General features: G+C 69.6%; 15 protein-coding genes. 4 read left to right on the top strand and 11 right to left on the bottom strand.

Annotated elements, in window-relative coordinates; genetic code table 11:
• Positions 1 to 79: 79 nt before the first annotated feature.
• From ABD357_RS15705 to ABD357_RS15685, 5 genes are all read right to left on the bottom strand, one after another.
• Positions 80 to 808, bottom strand: a complete 729-nt coding sequence (locus ABD357_RS15705) for a lysophospholipid acyltransferase family protein (protein ID WP_344390671.1) — start codon at positions 806 to 808, stop codon at positions 80 to 82.
• 118 nt (positions 809 to 926) lie between these two features.
• Complete coding sequence (locus ABD357_RS15700; protein WP_344390670.1) at positions 927 to 1751, bottom strand: SAM-dependent methyltransferase; 825 nt, start codon at positions 1749 to 1751, stop codon at positions 927 to 929.
• Positions 1752 to 1880: 129 nt separating this feature from the next.
• Positions 1881 to 3107, bottom strand: coding sequence for an ornithine--oxo-acid transaminase (gene rocD, locus ABD357_RS15695; protein WP_344390669.1), 1227 nt, complete (start codon positions 3105 to 3107; stop codon positions 1881 to 1883).
• Complete coding sequence (gene ddaH, locus ABD357_RS15690) at positions 3104 to 3943, bottom strand: dimethylargininase (protein ID WP_344390667.1); 840 nt, start codon at positions 3941 to 3943, stop codon at positions 3104 to 3106. Before ddaH ends, rocD begins: the two co-directional genes overlap by 4 nt.
• A 163-nt stretch (positions 3944 to 4106) precedes the next feature.
• Positions 4107 to 4601 (bottom strand): Lrp/AsnC family transcriptional regulator, encoded by a 495-nt coding sequence (locus tag ABD357_RS15685; protein ID WP_344390666.1) that lies wholly within the window; start codon positions 4599 to 4601, stop codon positions 4107 to 4109.
• Between the two features lie 113 nt (positions 4602 to 4714).
• On the opposite strand from ABD357_RS15685, the gene ABD357_RS15680 reads away from it, so the two are divergent.
• From ABD357_RS15680 to ABD357_RS15665, 4 genes are read left to right on the top strand one after another with little or no spacing between them, the layout of a single operon-like run.
• Positions 4715 to 5470, top strand: a complete 756-nt coding sequence (locus ABD357_RS15680; RefSeq protein ID WP_344390665.1) for a LytR/AlgR family response regulator transcription factor — start codon at positions 4715 to 4717, stop codon at positions 5468 to 5470.
• Positions 5471 to 5479: 9 nt separating this feature from the next.
• Positions 5480 to 5836, top strand: a complete 357-nt coding sequence (locus ABD357_RS15675) for a hypothetical protein (protein WP_165339017.1) — start codon at positions 5480 to 5482, stop codon at positions 5834 to 5836.
• Positions 5837 to 5880: 44 nt separating this feature from the next.
• A complete protein-coding gene (locus ABD357_RS15670) occupies positions 5881 to 7632 on the top strand; it encodes a sodium/solute symporter (RefSeq protein WP_344390664.1) in 1752 nt (583 codons plus the stop codon).
• A gap of 31 nt (positions 7633 to 7663) precedes the next feature.
• Positions 7664 to 8878 (top strand): sensor histidine kinase, encoded by a 1215-nt coding sequence (locus tag ABD357_RS15665; RefSeq protein ID WP_344390662.1) that lies wholly within the window; start codon positions 7664 to 7666, stop codon positions 8876 to 8878.
• 61 nt (positions 8879 to 8939) lie between these two features.
• Here the strand turns inward: ABD357_RS15665 and ABD357_RS15660 are convergent, their stop codons facing one another.
• The 6 genes from ABD357_RS15660 to ABD357_RS15635 form a co-directional block, all read right to left on the bottom strand.
• Positions 8940 to 9098: a hypothetical protein gene (locus ABD357_RS15660; protein WP_033325007.1), complete on the bottom strand. Its 159-nt coding sequence runs from the start codon at positions 9096 to 9098 to the stop codon at positions 8940 to 8942.
• A gap of 13 nt (positions 9099 to 9111) precedes the next feature.
• Entirely contained in the window at positions 9112 to 10992 is a 1881-nt protein-coding gene (locus ABD357_RS15655; protein ID WP_344390660.1) for a serine/threonine-protein kinase, read from the bottom strand.
• 24 nt (positions 10993 to 11016) lie between these two features.
• A complete protein-coding gene (locus ABD357_RS15650) occupies positions 11017 to 12129 on the bottom strand; it encodes a DUF6777 domain-containing protein (RefSeq protein WP_344390659.1) in 1113 nt (370 codons plus the stop codon).
• A gap of 245 nt (positions 12130 to 12374) precedes the next feature.
• The gene (locus tag ABD357_RS15645) at positions 12375 to 13328 is read right to left on the bottom strand and encodes a cytochrome c oxidase assembly protein (protein WP_344390656.1); all 954 of its coding nucleotides are present in this window, start codon (positions 13326 to 13328) and stop codon (positions 12375 to 12377) included.
• Positions 13329 to 13608: 280 nt separating this feature from the next.
• Positions 13609 to 14634: a 6-phosphofructokinase gene (locus tag ABD357_RS15640; protein WP_344390655.1), complete on the bottom strand. Its 1026-nt coding sequence runs from the start codon at positions 14632 to 14634 to the stop codon at positions 13609 to 13611.
• A 225-nt stretch (positions 14635 to 14859) separates the two neighbouring features.
• Positions 14860 to 15588 (bottom strand): type 1 glutamine amidotransferase, encoded by a 729-nt coding sequence (locus ABD357_RS15635; protein WP_344390653.1) that lies wholly within the window; start codon positions 15586 to 15588, stop codon positions 14860 to 14862.
• Positions 15589 to 15593 lie beyond the last annotated feature (5 nt).

Below are 15593 nucleotides of genomic sequence, written 5' to 3'. Positions count from 1 at the left end.
AAGCACGACAGACACGAAGAGGGGGCGGCCGGAATCCCGGCCGCCCCCTCCGCATGCTCTCAGCTTCACATCAGCGGCATCAACTCAGCGGCATCCGCGGGAACTTGCGCCCCTTCTCGGCCGCCTTCTGCTCGGCTTCCTCGGCCTTGACGTCGGCCGCGTACCGGTCGACGTACTCCTGCTCGGAGAGGCTGAGGATGGCGTACATGATCTCGTCGGTGATGGCGCGCAGGATCGCCTTCTCGTTCTCCATGCCGGCATAGCGGGAGAAGTCGAGGGGCTTGCCGAAGCGGATCACCACGGGGTGGATGTTGGGGATCTTCTTCCCGGGCGGCTGGGCCTCGAAGGTGCCGATCATCGCGCAGGGAATGACGGGGACCTGGGCCCTGAGGGCCATCACCGCGACGCCCACCTTGCCCTTGTAGAGGCGGCCGTCGTGCGAGCGCGTGCCCTCCGGATAGATGCCGAGGAGCTCGTCCTTGCGCAGCACGCCGAGCCCTTCGCGGATGGCGGCCTGACCTGCTTCCTTGCCGGAGCGGTCCACCGGGATCTGCCCGGCACTGCGGAAGAAGTAGGCCGTCAGACGGCCCTTGATACCGGGCCCCGTGAAGTACTCCGCCTTCGCCAGGAAAGTGATCCGCCGCTTGAGGATCGCGGGCATCAGGAAATGGTCCGAGAACGACAGATGATTACCGGCGACAATGGCCGCGCCCGACTCCGGTACGTGCTCGAGCCCCTCGATCTTGGGACGGAAGACCAGTCTCAGCAAAGGTCCCAGGATCACGTACTTGAGCACGTAGTAGAACATGGGGTCGTCGCTCCTCACTCCGCCGGATCGGCTCAACCGCCGTGTTCTAGCAGGTCAATAGGTACGCGGGAGAGACGCCAGTGTATGTGCAGGCGCGGGCTTGTGTTAAGCGGGTGCGCTACGGCTTGCGGGCCACTCCGCAGAAGTGGGTCACATCGACGATCTCTTCCTGCGGACAGTCGGGTCGCCAGCGGGGGCAGGAAACGACGCCCGGCTCGAGGAGATCAAGACCGTCGAAGAGCCCCAGGAGTTCTTCGCGGGTACGCAGTGTCATCGGCGCCGATCCCTGAGTGTTCCAGTAGTGGACCGCCTGGGCCATCGCCAGGCCGTCGACCTCCGAGGTCGGGTGGGAGACGACCAGGTGGCTGCCGGAGGGCACGGCGTCCATGAGCCGCCGCACGATGGAGCGGGCCTCATCGGTGTCCAGGACGAAATTGAGGATGCCCAGCATCGTGATCCCCACGGGCCGGCTGAAGTCCAGCGTCCGGGCGGCGCCTTGCAGGATCGCGTCGGGGGCGTGGACGTCGGCGTCGATGTAGTCGGTGGCGCCCTCGGGCGTGCTGGTGAGCAGGGCGCGGGCGTGGCTCAGCACGATGGGGTCGTTGTCCACGTAGACGATCCGGCAGCCGGGATCGACGCGTTGGGCCACCTCGTGGGTGTTGTCGACGATCGGCAGGCCCGTGCCGATGTCCAGGAACTGCCGGATTCCCGCCTCACCGGCGAGAAACCGCACAGAGCGCGCCAGGAACCGCCGGTCCGCGACGGCCGAGCGGGAGAGTTCCGGCACGAAGGACAGGATGTGATCGCCGACCTGTTGATCGATCTGGTAGTTGTCCCTGCCGCCCAGCCAGTAGTTCCAGATACGCGCGGAGTGCGACACATTGGTCTTGAGCTTGGGATTCCGCATGGTGCCCTGGGTGCCTGGTGTCGAGAGTTCGGACATCCCTGTGGCTCTTTTCGCTCATCACTGACTGGGACAGTGCACAATCTAGCCCGCTTGGCCGGAACCAATCACCATAAAGGATAAAGCAGTTCCTGGTTCCGGCCCCGGTCGCGCAGGCCCCTTCTGCCCTCAGGCCCCTTCTGTCAGAACCTTCTCCAGTGTCCCGAGCGCCGAGCGGAGTTCCCCGTCGGTGATGGTCAGCGGTGGTGCCAGCCGGATCGTCGAACCGTGGGTGTCCTTGACGAGAATTCCCTCGCGCATGAGCCGTTCGCTGATCTCGCGGCCGGTGCCGATGGCGGGGTCGACGTCGACGCCCGCCCACAGCCCACGCGCACGGAAGCCGCGTACGCCCCTGCCCTCGAGGGCGGCCAGGCCCTCGCTCAGGGTCACGCCCAACTCGGCGGCCCTGCGCTGGAATTCACCGGTCCCGAGCAGCTCGACGACCGCGGACCCCACCGCCGCGGCCAGCGGATTGCCGCCGAACGTCGAGCCGTGCTCGCCGGGCCGCAGCACGCCGAGCACGTCGCGGCGCGCGACGACCGCGGAGACGGGGACGATGCCGCCGCCGAGCGCCTTGCCGAGCAGCACCATGTCCGGGACGACCGCCTCGTGCTCGACGGCCAGTGTGCGGCCCGTACGGCCGAGGCCCGACTGGATCTCGTCCGCGATGAACAGGCACCCGGCCCGCCGGGTCAGTTCGCGTACGCCGGTGAGGTAGCCGTCGTCCGGGATGACCACGCCCGCCTCGCCCTGGATCGGCTCGATCAGGACGGCCGCCGTCGTCTCGTCGACCGCCGCCTCCAACGCGGCGAGATCGTTGTAGGGGACGATGCGGAAGCCGGGCGTGAACGGCCCGAAGCCCGCGCGGGCGCTCTCGTCGGTGGAGAAGCTGACGATGGTGGTCGTACGACCGTGGAAGTTGTCGGCGGCCACCACGATCGTCGCCTGGTCCGCGGGGACGCCCTTCACCTCGTACGCCCATTTTCGGGCGACCTTGATGCCGCTCTCCACGGCCTCGGCGCCCGTGTTCATCGGCAGCACCATGTCCAGGCCGGTCAACTCGGCCAGGGACTCGGCGAATTCGGCGAGCCTGTCGTTGTGGAAGGCGCGCGAGGTGAGCGTCAGCTGGTCGAGCTGGCGGTGCGCGGCCTCGATCAGCGCCGGATGGCGGTGGCCGAAGTTGAGGGCCGAGTAGCCGGCCAGCATGTCGAGGTAGCGGCGGCCCTCGACGTCCTCGACCCAGACGCCCTCGGCGCGCGCGACGACCACGGGCAGCGGGTGGTAGTTGTGCGCGAGGACGGGCTCCTCGGCGCGGATCAGGTCTGCGGAGGTACGCGTACGCGCGGGAGCGGTCATGAACGGATCTCCTGAGTGCAGCACTTGATGCCGCCGCCGGCCTTGTGGAGCTCCGACAGGTCGACGGGGACGGGAACATAGCCGTGGCGGGTCAGCTGGTCCGCGAGCGCCTCGGCACGGGGCGAGATGAAGACATGGCGGCCGTCCGAGACGGAGTTGAGCCCGAACGCCATCGCGTCCTCACGCGTGGCGATCACCGCCTCCGGGAACAGCCGCCCGAGCACCTCGCGGCTTCCCGGGGAGAAGGCCTCGGGGTAGTACGCGATGTTCGCCTCGCCTCCGTCGCCTCCGTCGCCTCCGTCGTCGAGGACGAACAGCGCGGTGTCCATGTGGTAGAAGTACGGGTCCACCAGCTGCAGGCCGATCGTCGGGATGCCGAAGAACTCCTGCACCTCGCGGTGCGCATCCCGCGTCGTACGAAAGCCGGTGCCGGCCAGGATGTACGGGCCCACCGGGACGAGATCGCCCTCGCCCTCGCACACCGACTCGGGGTGCTGGACGTCGAAGCCCGCGTTCTTGAACCAGGTCTCGTACGCGGTCGACTCCGGCCGCCGTTGCGGCGCGTGGAACAGCGAGCCGAAGGCGCGGCCTTCCACGACCAGCGCGGAGTTCGCGGCGAAGACCATGTCCGGGAGACCGGCGACCGGCTCGACGCTGTCGACGGTGTGGCCGTGGGCGCGGTAGGCGCGGATCAGCTCCGCCCACTGGCCGCGGGCCAGATCGACGTCGATCTGTGTGTCCTCATGCATCCATGGGTTGATGGCGTACTGCACGGCGAAGTGTCTGGGTTCGCACACCAGAAAGTGCTTCGGGCGCGACACACGGCTGTTGGGCACAGAGGGGTACCTCCGCTTCCTGCGGTGACGAGGTGATGACTGGCGGTGAGTCAACGGTAGGAAGCGGGGGAGAGGGGCGACAAGCATCGACAATTGCGCGTCGGCGCAGGAACGCTGCGTCTTGAGGATGTTCGGCGCACGATCGGTGCGTGACCTGGGCCGCTCAGTCCTCCGGGGCCGGTGCGGGTTGGTTCGCGCCCGCCTCCGGGCTCTCCGGGAGCAGATGCGAGAGCACCATGTAGCTGATCGTCTTGCGGATGAACGGCTCCGTACGGATCCGCTCGAGCACCTCCTCGAAGTGGTCCACGTCCCGGGCCCGTACATGCAGCAGAGCGTCCGCGCCCCCGGTCACCGTCATCGCGGCGGTGATCTCCGGATGGTTGCGCACCACCTCCGCCAGCCGCCGCGGCGGGGCCGCGCCCTCGCAGTACACCTCCACGTACGCCTCCGTACGCCAGCCGAGCGCGTCCGGCTTCACCGTGGCCGTGAATCCGGTGACCACACCCGTCTCGCGCATCCGGTCGACACGGCGCTTGACCGCGGTGGCCGACAGGCCGACCGCCGCGCCGATCACGGCGAAGCTGGTGCGGGCGTTCGCCATCAGGGCCGTGACGATCTTGCGGTCGAGCTCGTCGAACGGCGCGGGCTTGGGGCTCATGCGCGCACTGTATCCAGCGGTGACGGCCACCCCTCACGTCTCCGCAGGCCCAGAGGTCACAGCCCCGTCTCGCACATGTGCAGACGTCCGGATTCCTCCTAGACTCCAGCCTCATGCTGCGCGCCCTCGCCGTCGACGACGAACCGCCGTCCCTCGAAGAGCTGCTCTATCTGCTGGAGGCCGATCCACGCGTGAAGAGCGTCGAGGGCGCGAGCGACGCGACCGAGGCGCTGCGCCGGATCAACCGCGCCCTGGAGTGCGGCCCGAACGGTGACGACGCGATCGACGTGATCTTCCTCGACATCCAGATGCCCGGCCTCGACGGCCTGGACATGGCGCGGCTGCTCGCGGGCCTGGCCAAACCCCCGCTCGTCGTGTTCGTCACCGCCCACGAGGGCTTTGCGGTGCAGGCCTTCGACCTCAAGGCGGTGGACTACATCCTGAAGCCGGTACGCCGGGAACGGCTGGCCGAGGCCGTCCGCCGGGCCGCCGAGCTGAAGGAGGCGGCTCCGCTGATCCCCGTGCACGAGCCCGACCCGGACCACATCCCGGTCGAGCTGGGCGGGGTCACCCGTTTCGTGGCCGTCGAGGAGATCACGCATGTCGAGGCCCAGGGCGACTACGCGCGACTGCACACCGAGCAAGGCAGCCACCTGGTGCGTATCCCGCTGTCCACGCTGGAGGAGCGCTGGCGCTCGCGCGGCTTCGTGCGCATCCACCGGCGGCATCTCGTGGCGCTCGGCCACATCAGCGAGCTCCGGCTGGACGCGGGCACCGTGAGCGTCCTGGTCGGCCCCGTCGAACTGCAGGTCAGCCGCCGGCACGCCCGCGAACTGCGCGAACTGCTGATGCGCCGGACCGCGAGCTAGGGGGCTTCAGTGGCACAGGATCCGACCGATCGCCGCGTGGTCGTCACGGGGCCGCCCCGCCGCACCCGCAGGCTGAACGGCTACCGTCCCCGCACCGAGATCGACGAGCAGACGACTCTCGGCCACACCTACGTCCGCTCGCTCATCCGCAGCCAGCTGCGCGCCGCACTCACGGTGTTCGGCGTACTCGTGCTGCTCGTGGGACCGCTGCCGCTGGTGTTCACCTCCATGAACGACAGCACGAACCTCGAATGGCTCGTCCTCGGCTTCTGCGTCTACCCGCCGCTGGTGCTGCTCGCCCGCTGGTACGTACGCCGGGCCGACCGCAACGAGAGGGACTTCGTCCGCCTCGTCGAGGACCGCTGACCCCGGATGCCGAGCCCATGAACCAGAACGAGGACCGCTGAACAGTGAACGAGAACTACGCCGTTCCCGCGGTCGCCCTCGTCGTCGTGGCGACCGTCTTCGTCGGCGCCTTCGGTCTGCGCATCTCGCGGACCACCTCGGACTTCTACGTCGCCTCGCGCACCGTCGGCCCCCGGCTGAACGCGGCGGCCATCAGCGGTGAGTACCTGTCCGCCGCCTCGTTCCTCGGCATCGCCGGCCTCGTCCTCGTCCAGGGCCCCGACATGCTGTGGTACCCGGTCGGCTACACGGCGGGCTATCTCGTCCTGCTGCTCTTCGTGGCGGCCCCGCTGCGCCGCTCCGGCGCCTACACGCTGCCCGACTTCGCGGAGGCACGGCTCGCCTCCCAGTCGGTGCGACGGCTGGCGGGTGCCTTCGTCGTCGGCGTCGGCTGGCTGTATCTGCTGCCCCAACTACAGGGCGCCGGGCTGACGTTGAACGTGCTGACCGGCGCCCCCAAGTCACTCGGCGGAATCATCGTCGCCGTCGTCGTGGTCGCGACCGTCGCCGCCGGCGGCATGCGCAGCATCACCTTCGTGCAGGCCTTCCAGTACTGGCTCAAACTCACCGCCCTGCTCGTCCCCGCACTGTTCCTCGTCCTCGCCTGGCAGGGCGACGGATCACCACGGAACGCCTTCGACGAACCGGCGACCTTCCGCGAACACCGCGTCGTCCGCGTCGACAGCGGCCTCGACCTGAAGCTCGCCGAACCACTGAACGTCACGGCGACGGGCACGGTGGACGGCGAGCGGTACGAGGACGAGAAGGTACGGCTCACCGAGGGCGTCCACCGCATCGAGCGGGGCACCGAACTGGGCTTCACCAAGGGCGACCATGTCCCCGTCGCCGACCGCGGCAGCAACGGCGGCATGTCCACCTCGCTCGCCGAGGGCCGCGAGGACCGCCCGCTCTACGCCACGTACGGACTGATCCTCGCCACCTTCCTCGGCACCATGGGCCTGCCACACGTGGTCGTCCGCTTCTACACCAGCCCGCACGGCGTCGCCGCCCGCCGCACCACGGTCGTCGTACTCGGCCTGATAGGCGCCTTCTATCTGCTGCCACCGGTCTACGGCGCGCTGGGCCGCCTGTACGCCCCCGAGCTCACCCTCACCGGGGACGCCGACGCCGCCGTACTGCTGCTGCCCGACCGAGTGATCGGCGGACTCGGCGGGGACCTGCTGGGCGCGCTGGTGGCGGGCGGTGCCTTCGCCGCGTTCCTGTCCACGGCGTCCGGGCTGACCATGGCGGTGGCGGGCGTGCTCACCCAGGACGTGCTCCCGGCACGCGGCGTACGGCACTTCCGGCTGGGCACCGTGCTCTCGATGATCGTGCCGCTGATGGCCAGCGTGGTCGTGGGCGGACTGCCCGTCGCGGACGCCGTGGGGCTCGCCTTCGCCGTCTCCGCGTCGTCGTTCTGCCCGCTCCTCGTCCTCGGCATCTGGTGGCGGCGGCTCACCCCGCCCGGCGCGGCGGCCGGGATGCTGGTCGGCGGCGGCTCGGCGCTGCTCGCGGTCGCCGCGACCATGGCGGGCTACCCGGGCACGGGCCCGCTGCACGCGCTCCTCGCCTGGCCCGCGCTGTGGTCCGTGCCGCTGGGCTTCCTCACCATGGTGCTGGTGTCACTGGCCACGCCCGGCCTTGTACCGGCGGGCACGGCCGCCATCCTCGCCCGCTTCCATCTGCCGGAGCAACTGTCGGGCGGCCAGGTGCGAACGGCTGTGAGCGCGAAGGAAGCGAAGGAAGTCGACGCATGAGCTGGATGGGCATGAGCCGGGTGGTGGAGACATGAGCGGTTTCCTGGCCGGGCTCTTGGTGGCCGTACTCCCGCTGCTGGCGGCCGGATTCTGGCTCGGCCGGCGCACCACGCGCCCACGGAGCCTCGGCGGACTCGGCACCGCGGTCGAGCACGCCACCTTCGAGACCCTGCACACCGCCTCGCTCGCCGCACCCCCACTGCGGGCGGGCCTCACCGAGGAGACGGCCCGCAAGTCGGCCGGGCGACTGCGCACCCTGCTCGGCACCGACGCCCTCTGCCTCACCGACCAGGACACGGTCCTGGCCTGGGAAGGCGTGGGCGAGCACCACAAGACGCAGATCATGGACCGGCTCGGCGGACCGCTGGAGAACGGCCGCGGCGAGGCCTTCCGCCTCGACTGCGTGGAACCGGACTGCCCGGTGCGCTGGGCCGTCGTCGCCCCGCTCACCGTCGACGACCGCGTACACGGCGCGCTCGTCGCCTGCGCACCCCGCGAGTCCGCCGTACTGGTCAGGGCCACCGGCGAGGTCGCCCGCTGGGTCTCGGTCCAGCTGGAACTCGCCGACCTCGACCAGTCACGTACGCGGCTGATCGAGGCCGAGATCAAGGCCCTGCGCGCCCAGATCTCCCCACACTTCATATTCAACTCGCTCGCCGTGATCGCCTCATTCGTCCGCACCGACCCCGAGCGCGCCCGTGAACTCCTGCTGGAATTCGCCGACTTCACCCGGTACTCGTTCCGCAGGCACGGCGACTTCACCACGCTCGCCGACGAACTCCACGCCATCGACCACTACTTGACTCTGGTCAGGGCCCGCTTCGGGGACCGCCTCTCGGTCACCCTGCAGATCGCCCCCGAAGTACTCCCGGTGACGCTGCCCTTCCTGTGTCTGCAGCCCCTTGTGGAGAACGCCGTGAAACACGGGCTGGAGGGCGGCACCGGCCAGGTCGACAAGAGCCACATCAGCATCACCGCACAGGACGCCGGGGCCGAGGCCCTCGTCGTCATCGAGGACGACGGCCCCGGCATGGACCCCGACTGGCTGCGCCGCATCCTGGCAGGCGAGGTCAGCCCCTCGGGCGGCATCGGCCTGTCGAACGTCGACGACCGGCTGCGCCAGGTCTACGGAGACGACTACGGCCTCGTCATCGAGACCGCCCTCGGCGCCGGCATGAAAATCACCGCCAGGCTGCCCAAATACCAGCCGGGCGTGCACCCGGCGGGACGGCTGTCCCGCGAATGAGAGCTCCCCGGACCGGTCGGACGAGTTGGACCGGCTGTCCGGGGAGGAGTCGCGGAGCGCATCAGGTGCTGCGTGAGGCCACCATCGCCAGCGTGATCAGGCCGAGCACGACCCAGCCGAACCACAGCCAGCCGTTGCTGCCGAGCGCCACCGTGTAGGCCGTGACCACTACCAGGCCGCCGACGGTGAGCACCCCCATGGTCTTCGTAGAACCGGGCATCGCAACACCCTCCTTATGGTTCGTCCTTCTCCATGGTGCCCCCGTCCTGCCTTTTCACAGTGCATACGACGAAATGTGTGCCTGTTTTCCAGCCGCTCTCCCCGGCCCAGGCCGCCGATTCGTAGCGGCTCGGGTCGTAGCCGTACTGGATCGGCGGCACATCCGCCGCACACGCCTCCACGGACTCCCGCTTGGCCTCTTCGAGCGATGTGTCGGGTCCGAGCCGGGTGAAACCGAGCACCCGCTGGTCGTGCGGCTCGTCGCAGGACGCCAGCCGGGCGTCCCGGTCGGACCGTTCGTCCAGGCAGTCCTGCTTCTGCATGTTGGCCGTATCGATGAACGTCAGCCCCGCCTCCCGGTGGTCCCCGAGCGGCCCGTACACCCCTCCGTTCGCCCCGAGCAGCAGACAGACGGTGCGCCGCCCGGCGGCCTCGAAGCCCGCTTCGGTGGGCAGCACGGCGTAGCCGCGTACGTCCGCGAGCTTCTTACGGGTCTTCTCGGTGCGCTCCTCGCACCGGGCGGGCGCGTTCGTACGGGCCTCCTCGACGGATCCGGCCTCGACCACCGCCAGCACCTGGCCGTCCGGTGACCCTTTGAGGCAGTCCTCGAGCTTCAGGCGCGGAGTGCCCTCGAAACGCCTCTCGGACCAGTCGGCGATGACGCAGTCGCCGTCCTTGAGCGGCTCGGCGAGCCCGATGGCCGCGCCGTACGGCCGCGCACGGCCGCCGCCCTCGTCCGCCTGCCGGCCCATCGCGTACCAGACCCCGCCGAGCGCCAGGCCCACACCGAGGAGGGCGGCGATCACGGACTGCAGGACGTTCGAGCGCTTGCGACGCCGCCTTCCGGGCGGCGGTCCGTACGTCGGCGACATGGGCGACATCGGCGGGACGGGTGTCAGCGGTGACTGCGGCGGCCCGAACCCGGGCCCCGACACAGGCACCGGCACCGGCATGGCCGATGCCTCCGTCTCGGCCTGCGCCCACTGGGGCTGCGATCCCGGATCGACATGGGTGCGCTGCGGGGACTGCGGCATGAGGATCGCGGACAGCGCCGCCTGCGTCTCCTCGGCTGTGACGCGGTGGACCGGGTCCTTGGTGAGCATGGCCGCCAGGAGCGGTTCCAGCGCGCCCGCGCGCAGCGGCGGCCGGGGCTCCTCCAGGACGACCGCGGTGAGCGCGGCCAGGTCGGTGTCGCGGTCGAAAGGGCCGCAGCCCTCGACCGCGTAGTAGAGCGTGCAGCCCAGCGAGAACAGGTCGGCGGCAGCGGTCGGCGGCCCGCCCTGGGCCCGCTCGGGCGCCAGATATCCGGCCGTGCCCACCAGCATGGACGTCATCGTCCAGCGCGGCTCCGCGGAGTCCGGCTGCACAGATATGCCGTAGTCGGTGAGCAGGACACGTGCGTACGGGGAACCCGTACGGTCCGGCGCCAGCAGAATGTTCGCGGGCTTCACATCGCGGTGCATCACGCCCCGCTCGTGCCCTGCGGTCAGCGCGTCCAGCACGGCAAGGCCGATCCGGGCGCACTCGGCGGGTGCCGTCGGGCCCCGTCGCGTGACCAGGTCGCGCAGGTCGAGGGCGCCCGCGACGTACTCCATCACGATCCACGGCAGGCCCTCGTGTTCCAGCACGTCGTGCACGGTCACCACGTGCGGATGGCCGCGCAGCCCCGCCGCGTGCCGGGCCTCCGCGCGGGCACGCGCCACCCGGGCCGCCCGTTGCCGGTCGGCCTCGGCCGGGTTGCGGAAGACGATCTCCTTGAGCGCGACCTCACAGGCGAGACGCTGGTCATGGGCTAGCCAGACGTGTCCCATGCCGCCGGTACCGAGCCGGTTCAGGAGCAGATACCGGCCCGCGATGACCCGGCCCACTCCCGACTGCGAAGTTCCTGGTGCCATCCGGTTCCTCCTGGGTGCCGTGGGTCAGACCGCGCTCGGGGCGGGGTCGCCGCTCACCGGGGCGTCGGTCGCCGGCTCGCTCGTGACGGGTGCACTGCTGGTCACAGGTGCGCTGGTCACAGGTGCGCTGGTGACGGGCTCGCTGGTAACCGGATCGCTCGTCGGTGGTGATGAGCCCGTACGAGGCGGATCGTCGCTCGGCGGGCTTGTGCTGTCCGTCGATGGAGGCGTCGAGGGCTCGGCGGGCTCCGTGCCGGTCGGCGTCGGTGGGGACGGCGTGGCAGTGAGCCGCCTGTCGGCGGGCGGCGTCGAGGGCTCCGCCGGTTCGGTCTCCGCCCGTTCGGTCTCCGTCGGATCGGTCGGAGTCGGGGTGCCGGTCGACGTCTCGGTCGGCGAGGCCGAACCCGGGTCCGGGGGAGTGCCCGGCTCCTCGGTGGCCTCTTCGCGTGCGTCGAACGTCCGGTCCTCCGCGCCGTCGGTGCCCACGGGCCGGTCGAGGCCCTTGTCCGTGTCGTCCACGTCCACGAGAGCAAGCCGGTCGAGCTTCGTGGGCGACGGTTCGACCGACACCATCGACTCCTCGCGGAAACTCGGCCACTTCTTGTTGCCGTCCTCGAACCGCACCGAGATCTTGTCGGTGTCCCCCTCGAAGTTGCCCAGCGGATTACCGCAGGAGCACTTCACGGCGGGCAGTCCCTGATCGTTCACGAGAACCGCGATTCCCGCCTCCAGCAAGGCGTCGTAGGCAACGGCCCTGCCCTTCCTGTAGTCATGGTTCTGCACGAGAGTGTCGTGACGGAGGAGGACCGGTGTGAGTCGATCGACATACTCATCGATCGCATCCGGAGGAATACCGACAACGCGCGCCCATTCCTGCGCCTTTGGGCGGTTCTTGGGATCGTTGAGGAATTCCTTGAGCCGGTCGACGTCACGGGCGCCCTGCTTACGCGAACCGCCGTACAGCCCAGGCGTGTTGCCTTGCTGCAAGCCGCCGCGAGGCCGCTTCCCACGCACCTCGGCATCCACACCGATCCCACTCTTCTCGTCGAAGAAAGGATCGAGAGCCGGAACACCGGCGGCGACGGCCTTCACGACGATCAGGCGGTCGGATTGAGTGCAGCCGCTGAGGATCAGCAAAGCGACCAGCAGAAATGCGGTCCTGCGGACCGAAGATTGAAAGCCCCTGTACATGGGCGCGCGAAATGTCATTACCGCTCCCCCCGGCGGTTCCCCCGTCACCCTGCAAAGCGGAAGCAGGGCTTGCGCGCCATGCTACTGAATGGAAAAGCCTTTCAGTCAAGGTTAATTGGAAAGAGGCATTAAGTACCGGGAGCGTCAAGAGGGACCAGAGAATCTCAGGGGCCTTATGTACGAATTGATTCTCAGCGGGTGCGCGCGTTCAACGAGGCCAGATAGGCGTTGTACGCCTCCAGCTCCTTGTCCCCGTCGCGGTCCGCGGCCCGGTCCTTGCGCCGGGCCTGCCGCTGTTCGGAGCGGTACCACTGGAAGAGGAGCGCGAGCAGCACGAGTACGGACGGGATCTCGCTGAACGCCCAGGCGATGCCGCCCGCCGCGGTCTGGTCCGAGAGCGCGTCGATGCCCAGCGACGCGGGAGGGTTCTTGTACGTCTCGACCATCGGGCCGGACGCCATCATCAGCGCGATGCCGAAGAACGCGTGGAACGGCATGCCCGCGAACAGCTCCAGCATCCGCAGCAGATAGCCGGGCCGGTGCGGACCGGGATCCACTCCCATGATCGGCCAGAAGAAGGCGAGGCCGACGGCGAGGAAGTGGCACATCATCACGGTGTGGCCCGTCTTCGAACCCATCAGGAAGTCGAAGATGGGGGTGAAGTACAGCGCGTACAGGCTCGCGATGAACAGCGGGATCGTGAACGCCGGGTGCGAGATCAGCCGCATGAACCGGCTGTGCAGCAGCGCCAGCAGCAGCTCACGCGGCCCCTTGCGGCCCCGGCGGGAAGCCACCGGCAAGGCACGCAGCGCCAGCGTGATCGGCGCGCCGAGCAGGATCAGGATCGGCGACAGCATGCTGATCACCATGTGCTGCACCATGTGCACGCTGAACATGACCATGCCGTAGTCGTTGAGGCCGGTGCACATCACGAGCAGGACGGTCAGTACGCCGGCGACGAACGCCACGGTCCGCCCGACCGGCCACTTGTCACCGCGCCGGACCAGCCGCACGACACCCCACCCGTACAGGGCGAGCCCCACCAGGCAGGCGACGAGGAAGAACGGGTCCGCGGACCACGCGAGCCCCCGCCCCAGCGTGAACGGCGGCAGATCCATGACCATGCCGTGCCCGCTGTGATCCATCCGCCGGCTCCTGATTCGTGCTGGTTGTGCTGTCTGTCCGCACCAGACTAGAACCGCCCCGGGTCACTGATGTGACCGGGGGCGGTGAAAGGCGCCCTGTCAGGGGCGCGGGGCTGTATCAATATGCGGCTCCGCCGCGATGGGGGTCCCCCCCCGCTCATGGGGGTCCCCCCGCTCGAGCGAAGCCGAGAGTGGGGGAGAAGCCGAGAGTGGGGGAGCGACCAGCCACATACAACCCGCGGCCGGGAAACAACCGGAAGTCGTACGGCGCTGCCCTCGGCTAGAGGACGCACTCCGCCTCGGCGTACCGCTCGTCCGGAACCGTCTTCAGCGTCTCGACCGCCTCCGCGAGGGACACCATCGCGATCTCGGTGCCGCGCAGCGCCGTCATCCTGCCGAACTCGCCACGATGCACCGCCTCCACCGCGTGCCACCCGAAGCGGGTCGCGAGGACGCGGTCGTACGCGGTCGGGGTGCCGCCACGCTGGACGTGCCCGAGGATCACCGGACGGGCCTCCTTGCCGAGCCGGTGCTCCAGCTCGAGCGAGAGCTGGCGGGCGATGCCCGCGAACCGCTCGTGCCCGTAGATGTCCTTGCCGCCCTCGTCGAACTCCATCGTGCCCTCGCGAGGCTTCGCGCCCTCCGCGGCCACCACGATGGCGAACTTCTTGCCCGCCGAGAAGCGCTCGCCGACCTTGGCCGCCAACTCCTCGACGTCGAAGGGGCGTTCCGGCACGACGATCGCGTGCGCGCCGGCCGCCATGCCCGAGTGCAGCGCGATCCAGCCGGTGTGGCGGCCCATGACCTCCACGATCAGCACGCGCTGATGGGACTCGGCGGTGGTCTTGAGACGGTCGAGGGCCTCGGTCGCCACGCCCACGGCCGTGTCGAAGCCGAAGGTGACGTCGGTCACCGCGATGTCGTTGTCGATGGTCTTCGGCACGCCGACGATCGGCAGGCCGCCGTCCGACAGGAGGCGTGCCGCCTTGAGCGTGCCCTCACCGCCGATCGGGATGATCGCGTCGAGCCCGAGTTCCTCGACATACCCCTTGGCCCGCTCCACGCCGTCCCTGAGCTGCTCGGGACGTACGCGGGAGGAGCCGAGGATGGTGCCGCCGCGAGCCAGGATTCCGCTCACCGCGTCGAGGTCGAGCTTGAGGTAGTCGCACTCCAGAAGGCCTTTCCAGCCGTCCCGGAAGCCGATGACCTCGTCGCCGTGGTCGACGACGGCGCGGTGCACGACGGACCGGATGACGGCGTTCAGGCCGGGGCAGTCGCCGCCGGACGTGAGGACACCAATGCGCATAGCCCGAAATACCTTCTCAACGTGGGCCGGGTACCGGACCGCGCTGTCCGGTTGGACCCGGCCAGCCTACCGGCGGCAGGGGGCGGTTCCGCATCGTGCGTCCGCCTGCTGGACGCCCCCGCACAGGTGAGCGGGCGGGCCGCCAGAAGGGCTGTGCCCGATGTCTCGGCCTGTCCCGGGCGGGCTGTGGGCTGTGTTCTCCGCGTATCCGCGTATCAACGTGTGTCAGGCAGGCTGCTGCGCGGCCGCGATGCGCTCGGCGCGCAGCGCCTCGTACCACCGGTCGTCGATCGGCGGCAGCGCGTTGACGTCCAGCGCGAGCTTGAGCAGCAGGTCCGCGATCAGCGGGTTGCGGGCGAGCACCGGCCCGTGCATGTACGTCCCGAAGACCGTGTCGTTGTACGCGCCTTCCGTGCCGTCTCCCGTGCCGTTGCCCTTGCCGAGGCGGACCTGGGCGAAGGGGCGCGCGGTGGGGCCCAGGTGGGTGATGCCCTGGTGGTTCTCGAAGCCCGTGAGCTGCGGCAGGCCGAGGGGCGAGTCGATGTCCCCGAGTACGTCCCCGACGCAGCGTTCGCCCTCACCGCGCGTGGAGACCACGTCGAGCAGGCCGAGGCCCGGCTCGCGCTGACCGAGGTCGTTGATGAACTCGTGGCCGAGGATCTGGTAGCCGGCGCACACGGAGAAGACGATCGCGCCGTTGCCGACCGCGCGGTGCAGACCGCCGTCACGGCGCAGCCGCTCGGCAGCGAGCCGCTGCGGCCGGTCCTCGCCGCCGCCGATCAGGTAGATGTCGCCGGAGGTGGGGATCGGCTGGTCGCTGCGCACGTCGAGCCGGGCCACGTCCAGGCCGCGCTGCCGGGCCCGGCGCTCCACCACGAGGGCGTTGCCCTGGTCGCCGTACGTGCTCAGCAGGTCCGGGTAGATCCACACCAGACGCAGGCTGTTGTCACTCATTGATG

The organism is Streptomyces vastus, from assembly GCF_039532825.1.
GTDB lineage: Bacteria > Actinomycetota > Actinomycetes > Streptomycetales > Streptomycetaceae > Streptomyces > Streptomyces vastus.
This window is presented reverse-complemented; position numbering and strand designations above follow the sequence as displayed.